The organism is Dyadobacter sp. (assembly GCF_039919315.1).
GTDB lineage: Bacteria > Bacteroidota > Bacteroidia > Cytophagales > Spirosomataceae > Dyadobacter.
The window spans coordinates 164,323-186,055 of record NZ_JBDSFX010000092.1; the positions used below are offsets into that span (position 1 = coordinate 164,323).

General features: G+C 45.6%; 17 protein-coding genes. 7 read left to right on the top strand and 10 right to left on the bottom strand.

Translation table 11 applies throughout. The features are described 5' to 3' along the window. Nucleotides 1-15: 15 nt before the first annotated feature. Nucleotides 16-726: a DNA alkylation repair protein gene (locus ABIO93_RS27595; RefSeq protein ID WP_348073237.1), complete on the top strand. Its 711-nt coding sequence runs from the start codon at nucleotides 16-18 to the stop codon at nucleotides 724-726. On the opposite strand, the gene ABIO93_RS27600 is transcribed toward ABIO93_RS27595, so the two are convergent. Next, nucleotides 727-1,647 carry an aspartate carbamoyltransferase catalytic subunit gene (locus tag ABIO93_RS27600; RefSeq protein WP_348073238.1) on the bottom strand — a complete coding sequence of 307 codons (921 nt, stop codon included), beginning with the start codon at nucleotides 1,645-1,647 and terminating at the stop codon, nucleotides 727-729. Nucleotides 1,648-2,210: 563 nt separating this feature from the next. Between ABIO93_RS27600 and ABIO93_RS27605 the strand changes: the two genes are divergently transcribed. Further along, nucleotides 2,211-3,845, top strand: a complete 1,635-nt coding sequence (locus tag ABIO93_RS27605; protein WP_348073239.1) for a T9SS type A sorting domain-containing protein — start codon at nucleotides 2,211-2,213, stop codon at nucleotides 3,843-3,845. A 65-nt stretch (nucleotides 3,846-3,910) separates the two neighbouring features. Here the strand turns inward: ABIO93_RS27605 and ABIO93_RS27610 are convergent, their stop codons facing one another. Further along, the gene (locus tag ABIO93_RS27610) at nucleotides 3,911-7,528 is read right to left on the bottom strand and encodes a CotH kinase family protein (protein WP_348073240.1); all 3,618 of its coding nucleotides are present in this window, start codon (nucleotides 7,526-7,528) and stop codon (nucleotides 3,911-3,913) included. A gap of 314 nt (nucleotides 7,529-7,842) precedes the next feature. Here ABIO93_RS27610 and ABIO93_RS27615 point away from each other — a divergent pair, with 314 nt between their 5' ends. Next, nucleotides 7,843-8,289: a transcription elongation factor gene (locus ABIO93_RS27615; protein ID WP_348073241.1), complete on the top strand. Its 447-nt coding sequence runs from the start codon at nucleotides 7,843-7,845 to the stop codon at nucleotides 8,287-8,289. A gap of 3 nt (nucleotides 8,290-8,292) precedes the next feature. On the opposite strand, the gene ABIO93_RS27620 is transcribed toward ABIO93_RS27615, so the two are convergent. After that, entirely contained in the window at nucleotides 8,293-9,009 is a 717-nt protein-coding gene (locus ABIO93_RS27620) for a YebC/PmpR family DNA-binding transcriptional regulator (protein ID WP_348073242.1), read from the bottom strand. A gap of 122 nt (nucleotides 9,010-9,131) precedes the next feature. Between ABIO93_RS27620 and ABIO93_RS27625 the strand changes: the two genes are divergently transcribed. Both ABIO93_RS27625 and metF read left to right on the top strand, forming a co-directional pair. Next, entirely contained in the window at nucleotides 9,132-9,593 is a 462-nt protein-coding gene (locus ABIO93_RS27625) for a GNAT family N-acetyltransferase (RefSeq protein WP_348073243.1), read from the top strand. Nucleotides 9,594-10,002: 409 nt separating this feature from the next. Beyond that, nucleotides 10,003-10,959 (top strand): methylenetetrahydrofolate reductase [NAD(P)H], encoded by a 957-nt coding sequence (gene metF / locus ABIO93_RS27630; protein WP_348073244.1) that lies wholly within the window; start codon nucleotides 10,003-10,005, stop codon nucleotides 10,957-10,959. Between the two features lie 18 nt (nucleotides 10,960-10,977). Here the strand turns inward: metF and ABIO93_RS27635 are convergent, their stop codons facing one another. Next, complete coding sequence (locus ABIO93_RS27635) at nucleotides 10,978-11,298, bottom strand: heavy metal-binding domain-containing protein (RefSeq protein ID WP_348073245.1); 321 nt, start codon at nucleotides 11,296-11,298, stop codon at nucleotides 10,978-10,980. Between the two features lie 199 nt (nucleotides 11,299-11,497). On the opposite strand from ABIO93_RS27635, the gene ABIO93_RS27640 reads away from it, so the two are divergent. After that, nucleotides 11,498-12,070, top strand: a complete 573-nt coding sequence (locus tag ABIO93_RS27640; protein ID WP_348073246.1) for a nitroreductase — start codon at nucleotides 11,498-11,500, stop codon at nucleotides 12,068-12,070. 2 nt (nucleotides 12,071-12,072) lie between these two features. After that, on the top strand, nucleotides 12,073-13,050 hold the full coding sequence (locus ABIO93_RS27645) for an ABC transporter ATP-binding protein (protein WP_348073247.1): 978 nt from the start codon (nucleotides 12,073-12,075) through the stop codon (nucleotides 13,048-13,050). 5 nt (nucleotides 13,051-13,055) lie between these two features. Here ABIO93_RS27645 and ABIO93_RS27650 read toward each other — a convergent pair whose 3' ends face one another. The 6 genes from ABIO93_RS27650 to ABIO93_RS27675 form a co-directional block, all read right to left on the bottom strand. Beyond that, nucleotides 13,056-15,572 carry a DUF5686 family protein gene (locus ABIO93_RS27650; protein ID WP_348073248.1) on the bottom strand — a complete coding sequence of 839 codons (2,517 nt, stop codon included), beginning with the start codon at nucleotides 15,570-15,572 and terminating at the stop codon, nucleotides 13,056-13,058. Continuing rightward, the gene (locus ABIO93_RS27655) at nucleotides 15,569-16,162 is read right to left on the bottom strand and encodes an ElyC/SanA/YdcF family protein (RefSeq protein ID WP_348073249.1); all 594 of its coding nucleotides are present in this window, start codon (nucleotides 16,160-16,162) and stop codon (nucleotides 15,569-15,571) included. The genes ABIO93_RS27650 and ABIO93_RS27655 overlap by 4 nt, the downstream gene beginning before the upstream one ends. Further along, nucleotides 16,140-16,271, bottom strand: coding sequence for a hypothetical protein (locus tag ABIO93_RS27660; protein ID WP_348073250.1), 132 nt, complete (start codon nucleotides 16,269-16,271; stop codon nucleotides 16,140-16,142). The genes ABIO93_RS27655 and ABIO93_RS27660 overlap by 23 nt, the downstream gene beginning before the upstream one ends. Nucleotides 16,272-16,349: 78 nt before the next feature. Then, the gene (locus ABIO93_RS27665; protein ID WP_348073251.1) at nucleotides 16,350-19,118 is read right to left on the bottom strand and encodes a DNA gyrase/topoisomerase IV subunit A; all 2,769 of its coding nucleotides are present in this window, start codon (nucleotides 19,116-19,118) and stop codon (nucleotides 16,350-16,352) included. A gap of 168 nt (nucleotides 19,119-19,286) precedes the next feature. Further along, nucleotides 19,287-19,940, bottom strand: a complete 654-nt coding sequence (locus tag ABIO93_RS27670; RefSeq protein ID WP_348073252.1) for a CoA pyrophosphatase — start codon at nucleotides 19,938-19,940, stop codon at nucleotides 19,287-19,289. Between the two features lie 76 nt (nucleotides 19,941-20,016). After that, a complete protein-coding gene (locus ABIO93_RS27675) occupies nucleotides 20,017-21,591 on the bottom strand; it encodes an FAD-dependent protein (protein ID WP_348073253.1) in 1,575 nt (524 codons plus the stop codon). Nucleotides 21,592-21,733 lie beyond the last annotated feature (142 nt).

Below are 21,733 nucleotides of genomic sequence, written 5' to 3' on the forward strand. Positions count from 1 at the left end.
AATAACCGGCGCAAAATGAATCAGGTGAAGGACATTATGAACCAGCTGGCAATGCTGGGCAGTGAGCAGACCTTGAAAACGTTTCGTAATCATGGCGGTAAGGAGCCGATGTATGGCGTGAAGATCGGGGACATGAAACCTATCCTCAAAAAGCACAGGAATAACCACGAGCTGGCGCTGGAACTGTATAAGACTGGTAATTCGGATGCGATGTACCTGGCCGGATTAATGACAAATCCTTCACTATTGACTCCCGACGTGCTGGATGAATGGGTTGAAAGTGCCTCATGGCACATGATCAGTGAATACACCGTTGCATGGAATGCTACTGAAAGTAATTACGGATTCGAAATGGCCAGAAAATGGATTGAATCTGACAAAGAACTGATCGCGGATGCGGGCTGGTCTACATTTGGGTGCCTTATGGCGCTGACCCCGGATGAAAATATTGATAAAAATGAAATTGAACAGCTGCTCGAAAGAGTCGAAAAGGATATTCACGAAGCGCCTAACCGCGTGAGATATGTAATGAACGGCTTTGTCATTGCCGTTGGATCCTATTACAAACCGTTGGCTGAGAAAGCACTGGCGATCGGAAACAGGATCGGAAAAGTTAAAGTATATATGGGTGATACCTCGTGCAAAGTACCTTACGCTCCCGATTATATTCTAAAAGTATGGGATATAGGCAGGCTAGGGGCAAAAAAGAAAGAAGTACGGTGCTGATTATTGTTGGGCTAGCAGATAAAGCACTGCCATCCGCACTGCCACCCCGTTTTCAACCTGATTTAAAATAATGGAATGGCTTGAATCTGCTGCGTCGGAAGAAAGCTCCACGCCACGATTGATAGGGCCGGGATGCATCAATACAATTTCCTTATCCAGATCATCCAGCATGGCTTTATTAATTCCGTAATAAAGTGAATATTCTCTCAGCGAAGGAAAATATTTGATCTGCTGACGTTCCAGTTGTATGCGGAGCACATTCGCTACGTCGCACCATTCCAGCGCTTCCTTTACATTGTGGCTGATTTTTACGCCTAATTCTCCTAAATGCTTGGGAATTAGTGTAGAAGGTCCGCAAACCATCACTTCTGCTCCTAATTTCTGCAAACAAAATATATTGGATAAGGCAACCCTCGAATGGGTGATATCTCCGATAATTGCAATTTTCTTTCCGGTAAGGTCCCCCAGTTTTTCACGCATCGAAAACGCGTCTAAAAGTGCTTGTGTAGGGTGCTCATGGGTCCCGTCGCCTGCATTTACGACATTGGCAGGTATACGCGTAGAGAGGTAATGTGGCGCGCCGGGGCTGCTATGGCGCATGACGATCATATCCACCTTCATGGCCAGGATATTGTTAACGGTATCCAGTAAGGTTTCTCCTTTTTTGACTGAGCTGCCTGAGGCTGAAAAGTTCACTACGTCAGCGGAAAGCCTTTTTTCAGCTAGTTCAAAAGACAGTCGGGTACGGGTGGAGTTTTCGAAGAAAACGTTGGCAATGGTAATGTCTCTGAGCGAGGGTACTTTTTTAATGGGCCGATTGATGACTTCCTTGAACTGAGTCGCTGTATCTAATATAGTTTGAATGTCATTCTCGTTCAGGTTTTTAATTCCAAGTAAGTGCCGGACCGAAAGTTTTGTCATTGCTGATGTTCAAGAAAGTTTTGCAAAGATAATAAGGAACCACTCAACGAGAAAATGCAATTGCTATTTAAAAATGAATGAGGTATCGAAGGAAATGCAAAAAAATTGAGAATCAGGTAGAAACCAATTTGCAGTTACTGCATCTAAAACTGAAAAACCGGCAGGATGATCCATTGAATCACTCGCAAGTGGCTCAGAGCGAGCCCTGAATGTTTGTAGTATGAATTAATTGTAAAAATTAGAATTTATTATAAAATGTTGAATGATAGTATTGTTCTCTTTATTATTTTTGTCAAAGACAGTAATCGTCAACCCCGGGTTACTAGTGTATTACCTCCCTCTAATTCTTTAATATTCAATCTTTTATATTTTAACGCGGCTAATTTAACGTTTACTCATTGCTCCTAGCACGTTTGCCAGGGATGGGTATTTATTGTCTTCATCTTCATTTTTCACTTTTTAAATTTTAATCTATGCGCATGAAAATCTTTACTATTTTATTTTTTTGTTTGACCTCCAGCACACTCTTTGGACAGCTCAGTATCAGTTTTCCTCCCGCCCGAATGGTTTACCAAAGAAACCAGGCAGGTAGCGCGACCGTCTTTATTACCGGAACCTACATTGCCACGGTCGATAAGATCGAAGCCCGTCTCAAAACCCGGGCAGGCGAACCAGGAACTGCAGTAGATTGGACGGAAATTGTAGGTAGCGCCAGCGGAAATGTCTTTTCTGGATCCCTGACATCGGTCGGTGGTAGGTATGATCTCGAAGTGCGGGGTAAGAAAAATGGATCTCAGGTAGGAAGCTCTGTGACCGTTGAAAAGGTTGGAGTAGGGGAAGTCTTCCTGATCGTAGGCCATTCCAATGCAGCAGCAGCGGGCCAGGCTGGCGATATGGTAGGAGCAAACAGCGATATGGTGAATTCCATTAACCCCAATGCTGACCTGCCGCTTTATAACCAGTATCTGATGAATGGTACAGCCGATTATCTGGCTCCTTTGCAACCTACCCAATTGTGTGAAACTTGTGGGATCGGGCCTATGGTACAGTATCCCTGGCTATGGTCGAGGCTGGGTGACATGCTGGTGAGCCCTGCTGCATTGAATGTGCCGGTGTTGTTCTACAGTGCAGCTTTCGGTGGCAGCAACATTGACCAGACGTACAAATCGGCCTATAACATTCCATTTGATCATGGTTTTATCGAATATAGCATCCGGATGCCCTATGCGAACATCCGGAATGCAATGAATGCTTATGTTCCGAGAACAGGCCTGAGGGCGATTCTGTCGATGCATGGCGTAAATGATGGTACTTTAACTGCGGAAGAATTTAGATTCAGAAGTGAACGGGTGATAACAAAAACACGCGAGGAATCCAATTATGCGGATCTTGCGTGGCTAATTGCTACTTCATGTTACAATAATGGAGTAAATGCTGTCATTACTTCTGCACAAGAAACGCTCATTAGTACAATACCGAATGTATTCAGAGGTGCCAACCTAAATACGATCGATAACAGCGGAAGATATGACGGCCTGCATTTTAATGTAACCGGGCAAACGATGGCTGCTTCATTGTGGAAGGACGCGATCACGAACCCTTCGGTCAATATTATTCAAAATGCAAAGTCATTCATGGCGCAGGCGCCTCCCCTTCCGGGCCCTCCGTTGCCCGTCACTCTGGCGAGTTTTAGCGGCCGGAAAAATAGCAACGGACAAAACGAGCTCAGGTGGGTAACCTCGTCGGAGGAGAGTAACGATTACTTCGAGATACAGAGAAGTGCTGATGCCGTCAATTTTGCAGCAGTTGGAACCGTGAAAGGTGTTGGCGATAGCAAAGAGAACAATACCTACACATTCTCAGAGGAAGCCCCTGCGCAAATGGTGAATTATTACAAGCTGAAACAGGTGGATTATGACGGGAAGTCGACACTGTCGAGGATCATTGCTGTTCGGAATGATAGTGAGAAATTCAATGAATTTGTATTCCCAAATCCTGCGCAGCACCAAATACAAATAGCTACCGACAATGGAGCAGTGGTGGAGGCAATCACATTGTTTGATCTCAAAGGTAAGGCGGTCATGCAAAACACGAAATCTAACCAAATGGACATTTCCAAACTGAGCCAGGGCGATTATTTGATTCAGGTCAAAATGAGTTCGGGGGAATTGGTTAAGAAGAAAATAGTGAAGCTTTAAAAACAGAAATAACCTGAACTGGCTATTTCTGTTTTTAAAGCTAAGGCTGTGTCACGGAAGAATCTCTATTCTTTCATAAACTTCAAATTGACAAATTTTCCGTCTTTTGTTTTGATTTGAATGATGTACAAGCCTGAGCCGAGATTCTCAACGGGGATAGCCAGCTCATTGCAACCGGATACCTTGCTAGCTTTACGCGACCTGCCCGCAGCGTCGGTAATGGTGAAAGATATCGCGTCGCAAGGTTGCGCCAGCGCTACACGCAGCACGCTTTTTACAGGATTAGGGAAGAGCATCGCGGCCTCCGACGTTTGGCGGTTCACCGATACCATATGGGAATAGGCGAAAGTCTGGTCGTGATCCACTTGTTTGAGCCGATAGTAACTTCTGCCTCCCAGAGGTTGCTGATCCATTACCCAATATTGGTTGGACTGATGGCTGGTACCATTACCGGCCACTGATTTCACTAAAACCCAATTTTTGGCGTCAGCAGATCTTTCTACATCAAAGTGATCATTGTTTACCTCGTCACTGGTTTCCCAGGTCACATTTACCTGGTTTTCCATTGGTTTTGCATCAAATTTTACCAGCGAAACGGGAAGCGGATCGGAACAGGATTGAATGGAAATTTCGTCCAGCCGTAATTCGTCACGCGCACCGCTGATCGTAGCATCAGTACAGAAATACCGCCACATTAGCTGAACATACGGCTGGTTTAGGGCTGCTGCTGGTAGTTTCACCCAGTCGATAACCTGGGAATGTCCCGCTGTTGCCGACCGCAGGTATTGAACAGGCTGACTACTGGGATTAAGTACATCAGTAAAGGCACCCGTTTCGGAAAGCCGGTACTGTAACCGTATCGCATAAGGACGTAGATTCGGTGTAACCGTTCCCCCGGTCCATCTCACGCTAACCTGTGTTTTGCCGGTCGTGTTAAGCGCCAGGATTGCACCTCCCAGTTTCATTCCTGGATACCCAGGGTTACCTGCTGCATTGCCAGTATTAATGAATGAAATACCGTCTGCACCAAGGCCATTGATCCGGGTTCTGCTGGTGAGGTTATAAACACCGCTTGTGAAACCCGCTACTGCAGACGCCAGTTCCGGATCATCATTTACCATATACACAAAGCCCATATTGGATGGGAATGTGCCGGAAGCGGCATCCGCTGCCCAGGAATTGAAATTGTAAACACACGCACCTGCATCCAGTGGGACAGGAATCTGGGTAGGCGCGAGGTCAGTTGTAAATACAGCCCTGTAATTGGAACCTGACGAAGGAAGAAAATCAATGGTAGGCGTAGTAAGGACTGCATTCGTTGTGATATTCTCCCATTGTAAAAATTTAAATCCTGGTTTTGGAAGCGCAGTGAGGGAAATCGATACGTTTTTGTAATAAGTACCACTCCATGGATAGGGATTGGCTGCGAGTCCCGGGGTCGATGGCAGAATGTCGATGGTGTTCACCCTGACATAGCCATGTGCGGTATTGGAGACATTCACAGTCACCACCCGGGTACCGTCGACGAGCGCAAACTGGCTCTGAATGTGTCCGCGTGCCACATTGGGGCGGTTAGTCGCAAAATTGACCATGAGGTTAATATTTGCTTCCCAGGCTGCAAAACTCGAAGGCCGGTTCCAGCGTTTAATATTTTCCGGAATCTCGTTGACGATCGCACTTTTACAAACCGCGATCTGATCCAGCAACCGCTGGGGCTGAAAATAGGAATTGATCAGATCGGCATACCGGTTAATGAATTTGTTACGGAATGTGGTATTCGGCAGCAGGTATTGCAGCAGGAAATCAGGCGCGCCGAGTGCTTTTGAAAATTGGTTGGCATTCAGGTCTTCAAAGCTGAGATCCACGTCAAACAGCGCCCATCTCCATCGCCCGTCCTTTCCAGCACCCGCAGCAGGGTTGTAAGGTACTTTGTGCCGCCAGTAGGTGGTATTTCCATACGGCCAGTCCCAGTTGGCTGAGTACAATTCCAGTACACAGTAATCGATGAAATTATCCATATCCATGCGCGACAGTGCGTAGTTGTAGTTGCCGGCATCGGCCATGTTGTGGGTTTTGATGTAACCTGACAAGTCGGCATAGTGTCCGGTATCACCTGAAATGTCCGGGTCTGCAAAGAATTCAATGTTGTCGGGTTCCAGGGCGTAATGACTGGCGTAATAGTACTCGTCGAGGCGCTCCCTTGCATTGTGGATACCCCAATATTCGCCATTTAGATAGGTGACGGCGGGCCTGTAATCCTGCAATTCGATATTAAGACCTTTGCCGATCTGATGAATGTAGGCGTCTTTGAAAAGGATCCTCTCGTAATCATTTCCCGAGTTTCTGAGCAAAAGCCTTTTAAATGTATGGAAAGGCTGGGAAGGAAATATGGGGTAGTCGATATTGCTTTGCGACGCATTTTCACCGGTTGAATAGAGCCTGAAGCTCTTTTTATCATGCGTACGGGAACCTGCACCATGTATGCGGAGGCCTACTTCCTGATTGAGGACCGATACGCCGCCTACCAGCATTTCTATATTCGCAGGTATTTCGTCACCCCGGTAATAGTTACCGACAGGTGCCCCAAATGAGCCGGAACCCGGATTGGCATTTCGCCAGTCGACAAAATCCTTTCCCGCAACGCCAATTCCTTTCACATAATCAAACATGTTATCAGGACTGGTTTTGATTGAAAAAACGGGAAGGCTTGACTTGGGCTGTCCATTGGCGGTATACCAGTATGATCTCGATATAGTCTCGCTGGGCAATTTGCCGGTTTCATACACCTTAGCCCTCACGACCATTCCTTTGTATACGGGTTTAACAGGCACCGAAGAATAAGTTGGCGTAAAATCATTGGTCGTCGATATGGCTGCATACACATCGGGCTGAGTCGACTTGTCAACCACGGACACATTGACCGGCGTAACCTGCTTGGTAGTTAAATAATAATTGGTGAAGGTAGGGCCCGCAGATTGCCCTGGATCCTGCGGGTATACGTTTTTGAACTGATAGGCGGTACCAGGGGGTGTAATATTGTTTTTGTTGGGTTCGGAACCGTCTGTGGTATAGAAGATTTCGGAACCGGGTACGGGAGATGATATCGTCAGTGTGAATGGATTTTGAAAGAATCCGCTCGCGGTACTCATCACAGGCGGTGCTGAAATGCCGGTAAATGAGTTGGCCGCTACATTGCTTGCATTGGGGGATGAAGGTGAAAAGTAAACGATCTCGGCGCTTCCGTTCGTTTTTCGTCCGTAGGAAATGTCTACCCTCTGCTTTGGGAAAGTGATTTGATCTACGATGACTTCACCTGGTGTCATGATAAAAAATTGCTCTCCGTCGCCACTGAGGTTAAAATTTAGGTGCCTTGGCAGCACGGTGGTACCACTTGCCCAGAGGATCAGAAATGATCCCGAAGTCATGACATACTCGCCGGTGCCTGACGGCAACTGATATTTTTTTAACTCACCAGGATCATCAGATACATAGTAGCCACCCAGGTCAATGGTACCCGGGCCCGGGTTGTAAAGTTCTATCCAATCTTCATCTTCGCCATTTTGATCAGCGTAGGCGTTGGAATTAGATGCCATTATCTCATTAATGAAGACGGATTGTGCGCTGCATTCGGCAAAAACAAGCCACGCAGCCAAGCAGACAGTGCTGTATAAATATTTCATCATGCGAGGGGGACGGTTGGGGTAAAATTTATATTAAATATATAATAATTGATAATAAAATGCTTATTTATTTATTCAATGTTACTGATTAACTACTTATTTTTCAGTTGTTTAAAGAAAAACTGACTTTACGGTCAACGTAGCTACACTCACTGCAACCCGTTTGTGTTTTTAGTAGAATTTGTTTAATACTCCACACTCGAAGTGTTGAGTATTAAAACACACTTTGTAGAATTCTTAATGTAGTATCAGGATAATGCAGCCAGGTGCATTTATATTTGATGCTTTGTAATCTTATCATACGCGGCACCATTGAAATGAATAAGTCAACAGTAATCAGCCATTTAAAAGCGCTTTTGGACGAACGCATGCAAGTTGCCTGGACCGCCATGGAGGCAGCCCAGGAGTCTGCGAACGACCAGGGGAAAAGCTCAATGGGGGACAAGTACGAAACATCGCGGTCGATGGGTCAGCTGGATCGTAACATGCATGCACGTCAGTATGAGCAGGTAAGGCAGGAAAGGCTGATTCTGGAACGGACCGCTCAGAGTGAAGCGAGTAGTCGCTGTGCGGTGGGGTCCCTGCTGGAAACTACGGCAGGGTGGTTTTTTATTGCGGTCAGCTTGGGGACCATTAAAATAGAAAATGAGACCGTTCTGGCAGTCTCATCTTCTTCGCCCGTCGGCGCCTCGCTATTGGGTAAGGAGGCAGGCAGTAAGTTTGAATTTATGAAAAAACAGCATGCTATACTGGCCCTGTATTGAGGATCAGCCCATGTTATGGTAAACACGCTGCACGTCGTCGTCTTCTTCGATTTTTTCGATCAGCTTTTCTACCTCGGCCACTTCTTCATCACTCAATGATTTCGTATCGTTAGGGATACGCTCAAAATCCGCTTCCACGATCTCATAACCATTGTCTTCAAGAAAGTGCTGTAATGCGCCGAATGCTGAAAATTCACCGTAAATGTTGATCAGATTAGTTTCTTCGTCCAGAAAAACCTCTTCACCACCCACATCGATCAATTCAAATTCGAATTCTTCCAGGTCTTTGGAGCCGGTGTTTTTTATTTTAAAAATACATTTTCTGTCAAAAATAAAGTCCAGCATACCCATTGTGCCCAGGCTACCACCCAATTTGTTGAAATAGCTTCTGACATTGGCAACGGTTCTGGTAGGGTTATCGGTAGTACTTTCAACCAGGATAGCGACACCGTGCGGGCCGTAGCCTTCGTATACCATTTCCTTGTAATCGTCCTGGTCTTTCGAAGTAGCCCTTTTAATTGCGCGCTCAACGGTCTCCTTTGGCATATTGGCTGCCCTTGCGTTTTGAAGAAGTACCCTGAGCCTTGCATTGGTGTTGGGATCGGCAGTTCCGCCCTTTACAGCGAGGACAATGTCTTTTCCAATCCTTGTGAAAGTTTTGGCCATTTTATCCCAACGCTTAAACATTCTTGCCTTTCTATATTCATAAGCTCTTCCCATGCTTGCAACGTATTAGTAGTTAATTTTTTTAATTTATTTGTGCCCTGTTCCGTAATCGTGATGCAAATTTATAAAAGACGGGTAATATCAGGTAAAATATTCCATACAAGAACGATTGGCTAATGAATTTAAAATTAGAATGGCGTTTCAAAACGTTTGAAGAGCTTTCCAAAGAAGAATTATATGCTCTGCTCCGGCTGAGATGTGAGGTTTTTGTGGTAGAACAGAACTGTAACTTTCTTGATCTGGATAATAAGGACCAAAAATGCCTGCACGTTTGCGGTTACCAAGGTGATACAATGATGGCCGTTGCCCGGATTGTTCCGGCTGGACTGTCTTATGAATATCCCTCGATCGGCAGGATAGCCGTATCGGCAAAAGGAAGAGGAGGGGGATTGGGCATTGAGCTGTTGAATGTATCTATCGCGAAATTGGAAGAGCTGTATGGCAAAAGCGTGATTCGAATCGGTGCGCAACTTTATTTGAAAAAATTCTATGGATCATTCTTTTTCGAGCAATCCGGAGAACCTTACCTGGAAGATAACCTCGAACACATTGAAATGACGAGGCAGATCCAATCCTGAATTTTTATACTACACTTTTTGGGGAATGATTTCCCGTATTTGCTGAATTAGGAAACAGTGAAGGTTTTTTATAAAACGTAACTGACTGACTACTCATGGATCATTTAGGAAAAATGTAGTATTATAGCTACAAAAAAATAAAAAAAGTTTGATATAAATTGTTCAATAACACTTTGTTTAATAATTTGGCACAGAATTTTAGTTATTAGTATTCAGTCAAGCAAATTGTTGCTGTGGAACTGACGCCCTGTCAGATTTCCCATAACATTTTTGACGAACACTGATAGAGGAGGGTTTACGTGGAATGGCCTACTGTAATGCGGTAGGCCATTTTTTTGTGCCTTACAAATTGGTTGGCATAGTTAAATCGTGTTCATTTGTAGACTTTTGGAACACACAATCCCACTACATGACCAAAGTTACCGAGTTCATTCGCCGTGCAGAAGGCAAAACCCTGTTCTCCATCGAGATTATACCACCTTTGAAGGGTCAGAATATCAACGAATTACTAAATTCTATTGAACCATTGATGGAATTTAAACCTCCGTTTGTGGATGTGACCTATCATAGGGAGGAACTGATCGACCGGGTTGCCAGCGATGGTACGATCGAACGCATACCTGTTCGCAAGCGACCGGGGACTGTCGGGATTTGTGCGAGGTTAATGGAGCGTTTTCATGTGGATGCGGTACCGCATGTGATTTGTGGTGGATTTACCAAAGACGAAACCGAAGACGTCCTGATCGATTTGTACTACCTGGGCATTGATAATGTGCTGGTGCTACGCGGTGATCCTGAGAAATCTGCCGGAATTTTTAAGCCCAAAGCGGGGGGGCATACCTATGCGTCGGAGCTCGTCACGCAGGTGGATAACTTGAATAAAGGAATTTTGCTCAATGCAGAAACCGAAATGTATCCTACCGATTTCTGTATAGGCGTTGCAGGCTATCCCGAGAAGCACTTCGATGCGACAAGCTTTGATACCGATTATGCGCATTTGAAAAGAAAAATAGAGCTGGGGGCCAATTATATCGTTACCCAGATGTTTTTCGATAACCAGAAATATTTCCAGTTTGTGGAGAGGTGCCGGGCTGAGGGCATTACGGTACCGATCATACCGGGATTAAAACCATTGTCAACACGTAAGCAATTATCCGTTTTGGCTGACATTTTTCATCTGGAATTCCCCAAAGAACTGGTGGATGAGGTGAACAAATGTGCTTCCGACAAAGAGGTCCGCCAGGTAGGAATTGAATGGGGCATCCAGCAATGTAAAGAATTAGTAGCTTATGACGTGCCCGTGCTTCATTTTTACACAATGGGCAAGTCTGATAATGTTTCCCAGATCGCCAGACAGGTTTTTTAAAAATGAGTCGCTGCGGTATTACTCAAAACATACCGCAGTGCCGTTAGCGCTCACCATCAGCATCGTACTGTTTCCTCCGATCGTTTCAAGATCGATATCCACACCAATCACCGCATTGGCACCAAGCCGTTGCGCCTGGTCCATCATTTCGCGGATGGCAATGCTCTTAGCTTCACGTAGGCCCTGCTCATAAGATCCTGAGCGACCGCCTACTACGTCACGTATCCCGGCGAATAAATCCTTGAAAAAATTGGCCCCGATAATGGCCTCGCCGTTTACTAATCCAATGTATTTGATGATTTTCTTACCCTCAATATTCGGTGTGGTAGTAACAAGCATAGGATTTCAAGTTTTGGATGGAGTAATTTCGGGGACAATTTTACCTAAATCGATCAGGCAGGCCGTAAAATAATTGTTTAGCGGCAAAGTAGCACCCGATGACGGTAAATTTTCCTTATAACGCAAGCGATCTTATCAAAAAGGGGCCAATAATCCTTAGCTTTGTTTTTTGACCAAAACCGTAGTAAAGACATTTAGAATGGAACAATCAGTTGAAGTAGTAAATCATATTATTCGTAGCAGACGCAGTATTTTCCCACCCAGTTACATTGAAAAGGAGATTTCAGAAGAGATTATCAATAACATTCTGGAAAATGCCAATTATGCTCCCACCCACAAACTGACTGAGCCTTGGCGTTTTGTAGTTTATAAAGGCGAAAGCCTGAACAAACTGGCTGGCTTTTTCACCGAACGATATCGGACAGTAACGCCTCCTGAATCATTTTCTCAGGCAAGATATGATGCAGCAGGCGAGAAAGTCCTTAAATCCAATGTAGTAGTGCTTATTTGCGCAGAACTGCATCCCGATAAGCTTCCGGAATGGGAAGAAACGGCTTCGGTTGCATGCGCAGTACAGAATATGTGGCTTACAGCGACTGCTTATGGTATTGGTTCTTATTGGAGCAGCCCGGCGATTTTAGACCTTTTGGCCAAATTTGCAGGCATACCCGAAAATCAGAAATGCCTGGGATTATATTTCATGGGTTACCACGATGCGCCCGAGGCACCTGCCCGCCGCACGCCCATTGAAAACAAAGTGACCTGGGCCTGACAATGAAAAAAACCAAAATTACCCTTCGCGCCCAATCTCTTACCAAAACTTTTGGTACTAATCCCGTACTTTCCGACATTGATTTACAACTCAATGCAGGGGAGTGGCTCGGGATTTTAGGAGAAAGCGGGTCGGGTAAAAGTACCTTGCTTCGCATTCTGGGACGGTTCCTGGATGCGGAGCAAGGGAAAATTTATTTTAAAGAAGAAGAACTGAAACCCGTGAGCGGTGAGCTGATCCCCGGCCACGAGTCCATTAAACTCATTCATCAGGAATTTGAGCTTTTTCCTAATCAGACGGTTGAAGAGAATATTTCATACTCACTTCGCTTTTACGAAGCGGCTTACCGCAAGGAAAAAGTCGCGGAACTGGTCACTACGGCCGGGTTGGATTATGTAAAAAATCAAAAAGCGAAACTCCTGTCCGGTGGAGAAAAACAACGCACTGCTATCGCCAAAGCCCTAGCCGAGCAACCCGATGTCCTACTACTCGACGAGCCTTTTGCACATCTGGACAATCACAACCGGCGCGTACTGGGCAATGCGATTGAAACCATGCGAAATCAGCAGAAAATGAGTTGCATCTTTGTGACCCATGAGGCTGCCGACGCACTGGCTTGGTCAGACCGGATCGCGGTACTTCGAAATGGCAAAATTATACAGATCGGAACACCGCAGGAGGTTTATAATCAGCCTGTTGATAGTTACGTGGCGGAATTAACCGGTGATATCAACTGGCTGTCAGGAGAAAACAGCAGCAAAAATTTCTTTATCAGACCAGAAAAAATAAAGCCGACCAAACACCCGGAGAAAAGTAAATGGCAGGGAAAGGTGGAAGCCATACGTTTCCACGGTAACCATTGGGAAATCCGCTGTGTAAAGGGAAATGAAAGGTTGGCTTTTTATCGGAACAGGCTGGACCTTGAAATTGGCCAGCAGGTTTTCCTCACTTACGCAGCCAAAGATTTGAGAAGTATATAGTCGGTTTACAGACTGAACCAGAAAGAGATCTTCACTGCGAACGGCGTCACATTCGGGTTATCGAGGTAGGTGAGGCGATGAATAAAATCAATGCGGCCTGCTTTGAAAATATTATCGATACCATACCCCAGTTCAATGTAAGGCCTGTCCTTCAACCGGTTGAAGGCTTGAATTTCATTGCCAGACTCGTCTGTTGTAGTGGTCAATGCGATATTGGCATCGCTGACATTCCCATAAAACACCTTTCCGGTGGCTAGCATCCTCAGTTTCAGCTTACGAATGGCCGGGATCCTGTTAAGCAAAAATCCTTCAAAATTATGCTCCATGCGCAGGGCAATGTACCGGTCGCTGATGAACTCGAAGTAGCGCATGAGGTTATAGGCATTATCCACGTAGAAAAGCGATTCGTTACCCAGTGGCGTATACAGCAGCGGGTAGGGGAGCGTGGAAGGAATGTAGCCGAAGGTAATATTATAGTAGGTCCGACCGATTACACCCGCCCGGAAACTCTGTTTGACGTTGAAAGAAAATTTATGATAGTGGAAATCACCGCCAAGGAAGTTTTTAAGCCCCAGTGTGTAGCGCAATGTAAATGCAGGCGAATTGGCATTACCCATGCTGATGCGCTCATTGTCATTTTGCAGGAAAGTTTCTTTGCTCGCCAGACGCGATTCCAGGTTAATTTCGGTAATGTCAAACGAACTTTTAACAGGTGATTCGACTCCGCGGGAAGGCTCGGTGCGGTAGCTGAAAGGAAACAGCGGTTTGAAATCACGGTGCCTGATCTGAACGCTTCCGGTAAGGCCTTTCACCAGTTCACGTTTGAAATACGCAGAAATATCTTCCTGCCAGTAGGGTCTCCGAAAAGCACCAAACCTTGAAAATGCGCCAAAAAGGGTATTGGGGCCAATGGTTTCAGCTGAAACTCCAAGTCGTTCCAGATCTTTGGAATACGAAATACCAGCCATCGTCCAGGGCTTCCGGTCAATGATATAATCCATTCCTGCACCGTATTTGAACTCCTGATCACGGGTACCATACGCTCCATAGCCGCTGAAAATCCATTTCCTGCTGAAACCCGGGTCGGTCTTGAAACCCATCCTGAACCGGTGACCTTCCACCGCATTATTGGCATACAAAAACAGGTACGGACCAATGTCAATGTTCCATTTATCGATTTTTTTATAACCATTCACAAAAATGTTGAGGATCTCTGTGTAGGTTTTGACAACCGGTAAAACCTTTAAGGAATCGACCAGCTGGAATGATAACAATTCGGTTGCACTCAAAGTCTCCGGACGGCTTTTGATCCAAAAAGTGGAGTCATGGTCCTTATAATCCTCTTTCAGTTCAATGGCGGTATCGTAGAATTTGGGGTCGCGCGGACTGTTCAGCTTGTATTTTGAATTGGCCGAATAGAATTTCAAGAGCATTCCCGCAGTCTTTTTTGTCGGCTCGTCTACGTCGATCAATACCCTCGTCTTGGATGGTACCCACGTTTTTTCGTCTTCAAATACCTCATACGACTGCTGTATTTTTATTTTTTCAATGAAGTTAATGTTCGCCCGTTTTCCTACGCTGGCGTCCATTTGGGTTAATGCAAATGTGGCTCCATCGACCCAGAATGAACCTGTAAATGCAAGGTCTTGCTCCTGCCGTGGTTCAAAATCAATGTGGTAGTCGTAGTTCGTGCCGTTGTAAAGGCTGTCGGACAGGTAAAATTCATAATAAAGTTTCCAGCTGTCGGCGATGGGCGATACGAAGTCTTTGTCAAGGATATTCAGCCAGTTACCGTAGAAATTGTATTGCTGAAAAGAGGAACCGATCAACTGCGAAACCAGGCTGCCGTCGGTCAGTCCCACACCCGACACTTTGGTCTTATTGATAACCTCCTTTTTCTTCTTCGGATTTTTTAGGTAGTAAACGTCAGAAACAGATTCTGAGATAAAAATGGGTATGATCGTCTCGCCATTCTCACCTTTCACGGCGTCGTACTGATCTACGATATGGGTCATTTTTTTGACCGATTTGCGGTTTCGGAATTTGTCGGAAAGGTTATCGATATCGATCTGGATCTTGTTATAGCTCACGTATTCATAAGCATCCAGATCATCGGCATTGTTTCTTTTTTTGTTGGCGACAATTTTTCTGAGAATGGCGTATGCCGGATTTTCTCCTGCAAATATCTTCACCTCCCGCAATTGCAATGTGCCCGGTAAAAGCTGAATGTCAATCGTTTGCTCGGCCTGATCAGGTACGATCGCCTTACTTTTAGTGTCATAGCCCACGTACGTGACGAGGATCGAGTCAGCTGGTGGGGTGAATGTGAGCTGATATAGGCCGTCAAAGTTGGTAGTAGTTCCGGCCAGGGTTCCTTTTACGCCGATATTTGCAAACGGTATCGGATCACCGGTGCTTGCGTCGGTGATTTTCCCCTTAATGGTATAAATAGTCTGTGAAAAAGTCTCGAACGAACTGATTAACGCAATGAGCAATAAGGAAAGTAAGGTAAATCTTCTCATTTTTTCCTGATCTCATTATTTGAAGTGACATCCGCCGGTGGGCGAAGGATGTGAACATCCAGAACAGCCTTGGGTCTTGCCAGATATTCTCGTATCAATGTTCGCAGGGAATATCCGTCCGGAACATCCTGTGCTGCAAAAGAAATGGCATTAATTCCCTCATTGTGAGCGATGTATAACGCTCTTGCGTTATGGAAATTCTGCGAGATAATCGTAAAATTATCCTGATTGAAAACCTCTTTGCAGCGAATAATGGAGTCGAAAGTCCGGAAGCCGGCGTAGTCCAGCGTCATAACATTTTCCGGTATTCCCAAATTCAGCAAGGCGCGCTGCATATCCAGTGGCTCATTGTAATACTGGGAGTCGTTATTACCACTCAGTATGATATATTTTATTTTCCCCTCCTTAAAAAGTCTCGCAGTAGCCTCCATTCGGTATTTAAAAAAAAGGTTCTCTTTTCCTTTTTCTGAATTCCGACTGGTTCCCAAAACCAGTGCCACGTCATTGGAAGGGAGATTTTCAATAGAAAAGTAGCTGAATTGACGGGTACAGTATACAACCCAGAAATTACAAAGCAAGATAAAAACCATGCAGGCAAATAATAAAGCTAATATGATTTTTATCAGTTTTTTCACCCGTATCCTTGATGTCGCCTTTCAATGCTGTCAACTTCTGGTCGTATTCCGGTCTGGCGTACATTCTGATCTTCGTTTATAGACTGTACGCACATGACGGCGCTATGTGTTGCTAAGTGTTGAAGTATTTCCTGAGAAATGTTTATTCAAACAAACCGAGCTGTGTTTTGGAATCAGGGCCTTTTTTCGGATCCTTTTTAGATTTTGCCTCCGTTTTGGGTTCATCATCTTCTGATTCGTCTTTGTCGCTACTGTCTTCTCCCGGGCTTTCTTCTGTTTCCTCAGTTAAGTTAACAGTATTTTCCGGTAAAGCGTCCCCGGAAACGTCTTCCGGATTATCCTCCGGTTCATTTGTATGGTCGTCCGCACCGTCTTCTTCCAACGGAATGGCGATTATTTCCTCCACTGGTTCCGGTAAGGAAGATAGCCAGCGTACTTCTTTAAATTTATCGTTCGGCAGCTTATTACCAATGGCACGCCAGCCGCGTATTTCGACCATTTCCTCAATCAGATACTCCTCGCTGTGTTGTTCTTTCTGAGCAGTTTTTGGATAAACGATTTCAAGACGCGGACGTTTATCGGTGCTGGCCAGTATCAGTTTACTGTTTTTTGAATCACTGATGAACAGGAATTTTTTGTCCAGCGACGAAGTCTCGATATTAAAACGTTTGATAAAGTGCTGTTTCTGGGCTGCATCAAAGTAAAGAGCCGTCACCGGTAGCTTGGTTTCAAACTTCTTCACTAACAGGACTTCATTTGGGACGTAATGGTTGGTAAGGTCAAAGTTGGTGAGTTCGTAAGTACCTTCTTTGTAGATCACCAGAATGTGGTCCGAAGGGCCGAAGTTGCCGAGGTACTCGCCTCTCTCATCCCGGTTTAACCGGCCAATGATAGGATCAAACCACATGTCCACGCCGCCCAGCGTAGAGCGGCCCGCCTGTTTCAGTGTTATTTTCCTTACCGGGTATTTGGTAAGAATGTTACCCATCGCACTGCGGTTTTTGATCAGCAGATCGGCAAAGTTGAAGTCAAACTGCTTCACTTTTGCTTTACTCTGCGCATTAAGATTGACGGTTATGATCTCAGCCTCACCGTTTTCATTCGGTGTGAAATAAGTAATTTTTGACTTGGGTGTTCCCTGGCTCAGGTCGTATTCCCGGTCACGGGTTACCGCCGTGATCTGGCAACGTTTAATGTAGGACACGCCCGTTTTTCCATCGACGTACACCAAATTATAAACCTTGCGCTCATCGTTTTTAACAAAGACCGCAACGTATATAATGTCTTTACCTACAAAAACTTTGTCCTGTACCTTGGTTACGAGACATTTACCATCAGATTTGAAAACGATAATGTCGTCAATGTCTGAACAGTCCATGACGTACTCGTCTTTTTTCAAACCATAGCCGACAAAGCCTTCGGCGCGGTTAACGTAAAGTTTCTGGTTGTTGGCTGCGACAATATTAGCCGAGATCTGATTAAATGCCCTGATCTCAGTTTTTCTTCCGCGGGTTTTGCCATATTTCTTCAAAAGATCTTTGAAATAATCAATGGCAAAGCGTGTAATGTTAGCGAGGTTATCTTCGGTTTCGGCAAGCTCTTCCTGCCATTTCCGCATCAGCTCATCCGCCTTGTAGCCGTCATATTTGGAAATACGTTTGATACGGATTTCCGTCAGTTCAAGAATGTCGTCATCGGTGATCTCCCTGTAAAACTGTGACTTATAAGGTTCCAGGCCTTTGTCAATCGTGCGGATTACAGCTTCAAAAGTTTCGCACTCTTCAATGTCACGGTAAATGCGATTTTCAATAAATATCTTTTCCAGAGAGCCATAAAGGATCTTTTCCAGAAGTCCCAGCCTTTTGATTTCAAGTTCACGTTGCAATAAATGAACCGTTTGCTGGGTATTGTATTTTAAAATTTCAGTAACGCCAACGAAGTGAGGTTTGTCCTCAATAATGATACACGCATTGGGGGAAATAGAAACCTCGCATTCGGTGAATGCGTACAATGCGTCCATGGTAATGTCGGGCGAAACGCCCGGTGCCAGATGTACCTGTATCTCTACCTCAGCAGCGGTATTATCCACCACCTTTTTGATCTTGATCTTGCCCCCGTCACTGGCTTTAATAATGGAATCAATGAGCGAGGTGGTAGTGGTACCGAAAGGAATGTCCCGGATCACCAGCATTTTTTTGTCTTCTTCCTCAATCCGTGCCCGGACGCGGACTTTGCCCCCGCGATGTCCGTCGTTATAATTGGAAACATCGATCTGACCGCCCGTGAGAAAGTCAGGATAAATGATGATGTCCTTACCTTGCAGCAACGAAATGGATGCTTCGATCAGCTCACAGAAGTTGTGAGGAAGTATTTTGGTAGAAAGCCCTACCGCAATCCCCTCTACGCCCAGCGATAGCAGCAGCGGGAATTTGACGGGCAATGTTACCGGCTCACGCTTACGGCCATCATAGGATAGCTGCCATTCGGTGGTGTCGTCATTAAAAACAATTTCTTTGGAAAAACGCGAAAGCCGGACTTCAATGTAACGTGCGGCAGCGGCACCGTCACCGGTACGGATATCTCCCCAGTTGCCCTGGGTATCAAAAAGGAGTTCTTTTTGTCCAATGTTGACAATGGCGTCGTAGATAGAAGCGTCACCATGCGGGTGGTACTGCATGGAAGAGCCCACAACATTGGCTACTTTATTGAAACGGCCGTCGTCCATTTCATTCAGTGCATGCATAATGCGCCTCTGCACCGGTTTAAGGCCGTCTTCAATGGCTGGAACTGCTCGTTCCAGAATTACATAAGAGGCATAATCAAGAAACCAACTTTCATATAAACCCGAAATGGGTAGTTTATCGTGCAATCCGCTATCTTCTACGTCAGGCGTAGCTCCGTTTTCGTCCATAAATGAAGGAGGAACCAGGTTTTAAGTATTCAGTAAATTTTGTAAGGTATCAATGCTCACCGGCTTTCGTTGAAGGACTGGCAGGATCTTTGGGGAACCAGGCAGGACGAAGATAACCGGAAGATTTATTTGAATTACCTGCTAATATAGCAAATAAAGCTATAATTTTCAGTTTTTAGAATCGGGTTCCAGCGCATTCAGCACCGATAACAGCTCGCTGATCATCATAGCTGTGGCACCCCATATTTTGTATCCCTGCACCATATAATGCGGGGCATGTACCTGTTCACCACGCACTTGAATGTCGCTCGATCCAATGATATTCACGTCCGAAATTTCTTCCAGTTTGATCTCGAAAATGTCTTCAACCTCTCGCGGGTCGGGATAAAAGTCGGGGCGGTAAGGCATGGTCGCGACGACCGGTAAAACGTAGAAATTGCTCGGCGGAATAAACAGTTCGGTCAATATGCCGAGGATTTTGACATCGGTCAGGCGCAAGCCAATTTCTTCTTGTGCTTCTCTCAGGGCTGTACGCACGAGATCTTCATCGCTGGGTTCGTAGCGGCCTCCCGGGAATGCTACCTGCCCGGAATGTACTCCGTCGTATGCCGGGCGCAATATGAGAGGGAAGTATATTTCGTCTTGATACGGATAAAATAAAATCAGCACAGCGCTTTTGCGGGTTCTTGCATTCGGCTTGAAAGTAAGGCGTAGTTTGCTCGATGCCTGCATGATCCGGTGAGCTGATTCACCGGGAAGCGGGTATTTCAGTTTTTGTGTTAGTTGTGAAGTAAAAAGGGAAAAGGATTCCAGTGCGGCCATATTGGCAAATTAAGTAAACGCCATTTGAAATTAGTAAAGAATACGTAACATTTCAATTTTTAGTATCAAGACAAAATCAACTTCCGCACAGACGAACCAACTGCTCCGCGCAGCGTTCGCCATCCATTGCGGCGGACATGATGCCACCAGCGTAGCCAGCGCCTTCGCCGCAAGGGAATAGACCTTTCACTTCGGGATGTTCGCAGCTGTCGCGTTCCCGGGGTATGCGTATGGGTGAGGAAGTACGGCTTTCGACGCCTATCAGCTGTGCGTCGCGGGACATATACCCTCTCATTATTTGTCCAAAATCATTCAATGCATCCCGTAAAGGAAATGCAATGTTAGGTGGCAGCACCTCGTACAGATCAACGGATTGCAAACCGGGTTGATAGGAGGTTTCGCGCAATTCAGACGAAATTTTTCCTTTTACAAAATCAGTGGCCAGTTGTGCGGGAGCGGTTTGGGTAGCTCCGGCCAACTTACAGGCAGCCTGCTCGATCTCCTTTTGCAGTTGCAGCCCCGCCATCGGCCCCAAGTCACGGTACGGCAGAAGATCTTCCTCTTCAATGGACACCACAATACCTGAATTGGCATAAGGAGAATCACGCCGGGAGGGAGACATCCCATTTACTACCACTTCCCCTGTTTCAGTAGCAGCCGGTACGATAAAGCCGCCCGGGCACATGCAAAACGAGAATACGCCACGCTGAACACCTTTGTACCGGGTTTGGGTCACCAGGCTATAAGATGCAGCGGGAAGATACGGTCCGCGATCGGTTTCACAATGGTACTGGATCTTGTCGATGGTGTTTTGAGGATGCTCGATCCGCACGCCCATCGCAAAGGATTTGCGCTCAATGAGGATGTTTTTGGCATGCAGCAACTCGTAAATATCACGCGCTGAATGCCCTGTTGCCAATATGACACCGATTCCAATATGCTCTTTGCTGTCGTCAGTCACGACCCCTTTTATAGTATTTTGGTCAATGATCAGGTCAGTAACCTTGGTATCGAAATGAATTTCGCCTCCTGCTTTCAGAATGCTTTCGCGCATTTCGGCTACTACAACTGGGAGTTTGTTGGTACCAATGTGGGGGTGTGTGTCAATCAGGATCTGTTCGTTAGCCCCGTGCCCGACAAAAATTTCCAGAATGCGGCGGATATCCCCGCGTTTGTTGGAACGTGTGTACAATTTGCCATCGGAATAAGTACCCGCGCCGCCTTCTCCAAAGCAATAATTGGATTCAGCATTGACAATATGTTCTTTATTAATTGCTGCGAGATCCCTTCTTCTGGTTCGTACATCCTTACCTCTTTCAAAAAGGACTGGTTTGATTCCCAGTTCGATCAGTCGTAGCGCTGCGAACATTCCGGCCGGGCCGCAACCTACTATTAATGCTTTTGGACGAATACTTACATCCTGATAATGTAGTTCAAATTGCGTCAGGGCCGGTGGGAGCTCATTAATGTAAACTTCTGCCTGCACATTGATCTTCACCTGGCGACTGCGTGCGTCGATAGACTGGCGCGTCTTTCGGATAATGGAATTGTCGGTTTCGCGAAGCCGAAGTTTTTTAATGATAAACTGACGAAAATTGTCGTCATCCAGCGCGATTTCCGGCGCCAGAACAAGTTGAAGTGTTTGCTGCATTGGAAAGGGATTTAGCCTTTAATGCTGCAAAGGTAACGAGACTTTCCAAGTCTTCAAGACTTGGAAAGTCTTACTACACGGGTAATATTTAAATGTCTTCATCTTTGATAACTAATACTGACCAGATCCTTCAAACGAACTT

Bases quoted from the DNA above. Each gene is read 5' to 3' on its own strand.
- ABIO93_RS27625 (WP_348073243.1), top strand. From the start codon at position 9,132: ATGAATTTAAAATTAGAATGGCGTTTCAAAACGTTTGAAGAGCTTTCC.
- ABIO93_RS27650 (WP_348073248.1), bottom strand. From the start codon at position 15,572: ATGAGAAGATTTACCTTACTTTCCTTATTGCTCATTGCGTTAATCAGT.
- ABIO93_RS27600 (WP_348073238.1), bottom strand. From the start codon at position 1,647: ATGACAAAACTTTCGGTCCGGCACTTACTTGGAATTAAAAACCTGAAC.
- ABIO93_RS27615 (WP_348073241.1), top strand. From the start codon at position 7,843: ATGAATAAGTCAACAGTAATCAGCCATTTAAAAGCGCTTTTGGACGAA.
- ABIO93_RS27645 (WP_348073247.1), top strand. From the start codon at position 12,073: ATGAAAAAAACCAAAATTACCCTTCGCGCCCAATCTCTTACCAAAACT.
- ABIO93_RS27605 (WP_348073239.1), top strand. From the start codon at position 2,211: ATGGTTTACCAAAGAAACCAGGCAGGTAGCGCGACCGTCTTTATTACC.
- ABIO93_RS27635 (WP_348073245.1), bottom strand. From the start codon at position 11,298: ATGCTTGTTACTACCACACCGAATATTGAGGGTAAGAAAATCATCAAA.
- ABIO93_RS27620 (WP_348073242.1), bottom strand. From the start codon at position 9,009: ATGGGAAGAGCTTATGAATATAGAAAGGCAAGAATGTTTAAGCGTTGG.
- metF (WP_348073244.1), top strand. From the start codon at position 10,003: ATGACCAAAGTTACCGAGTTCATTCGCCGTGCAGAAGGCAAAACCCTG.
- ABIO93_RS27655 (WP_348073249.1), bottom strand. From the start codon at position 16,162: ATGGTTTTTATCTTGCTTTGTAATTTCTGGGTTGTATACTGTACCCGT.
- ABIO93_RS27660 (WP_348073250.1), bottom strand. From the start codon at position 16,271: ATGTACGCCAGACCGGAATACGACCAGAAGTTGACAGCATTGAAAGGC.
- ABIO93_RS27670 (WP_348073252.1), bottom strand. From the start codon at position 19,940: ATGGCCGCACTGGAATCCTTTTCCCTTTTTACTTCACAACTAACACAA.
- ABIO93_RS27665 (WP_348073251.1), bottom strand. From the start codon at position 19,118: ATGGACGAAAACGGAGCTACGCCTGACGTAGAAGATAGCGGATTGCAC.
- ABIO93_RS27610 (WP_348073240.1), bottom strand. From the start codon at position 7,528: ATGATGAAATATTTATACAGCACTGTCTGCTTGGCTGCGTGGCTTGTT.
- ABIO93_RS27640 (WP_348073246.1), top strand. From the start codon at position 11,498: ATGGAACAATCAGTTGAAGTAGTAAATCATATTATTCGTAGCAGACGC.
- ABIO93_RS27675 (WP_348073253.1), bottom strand. From the start codon at position 21,591: ATGCAGCAAACACTTCAACTTGTTCTGGCGCCGGAAATCGCGCTGGAT.
- ABIO93_RS27595 (WP_348073237.1), top strand. From the start codon at position 16: ATGAATCAGGTGAAGGACATTATGAACCAGCTGGCAATGCTGGGCAGT.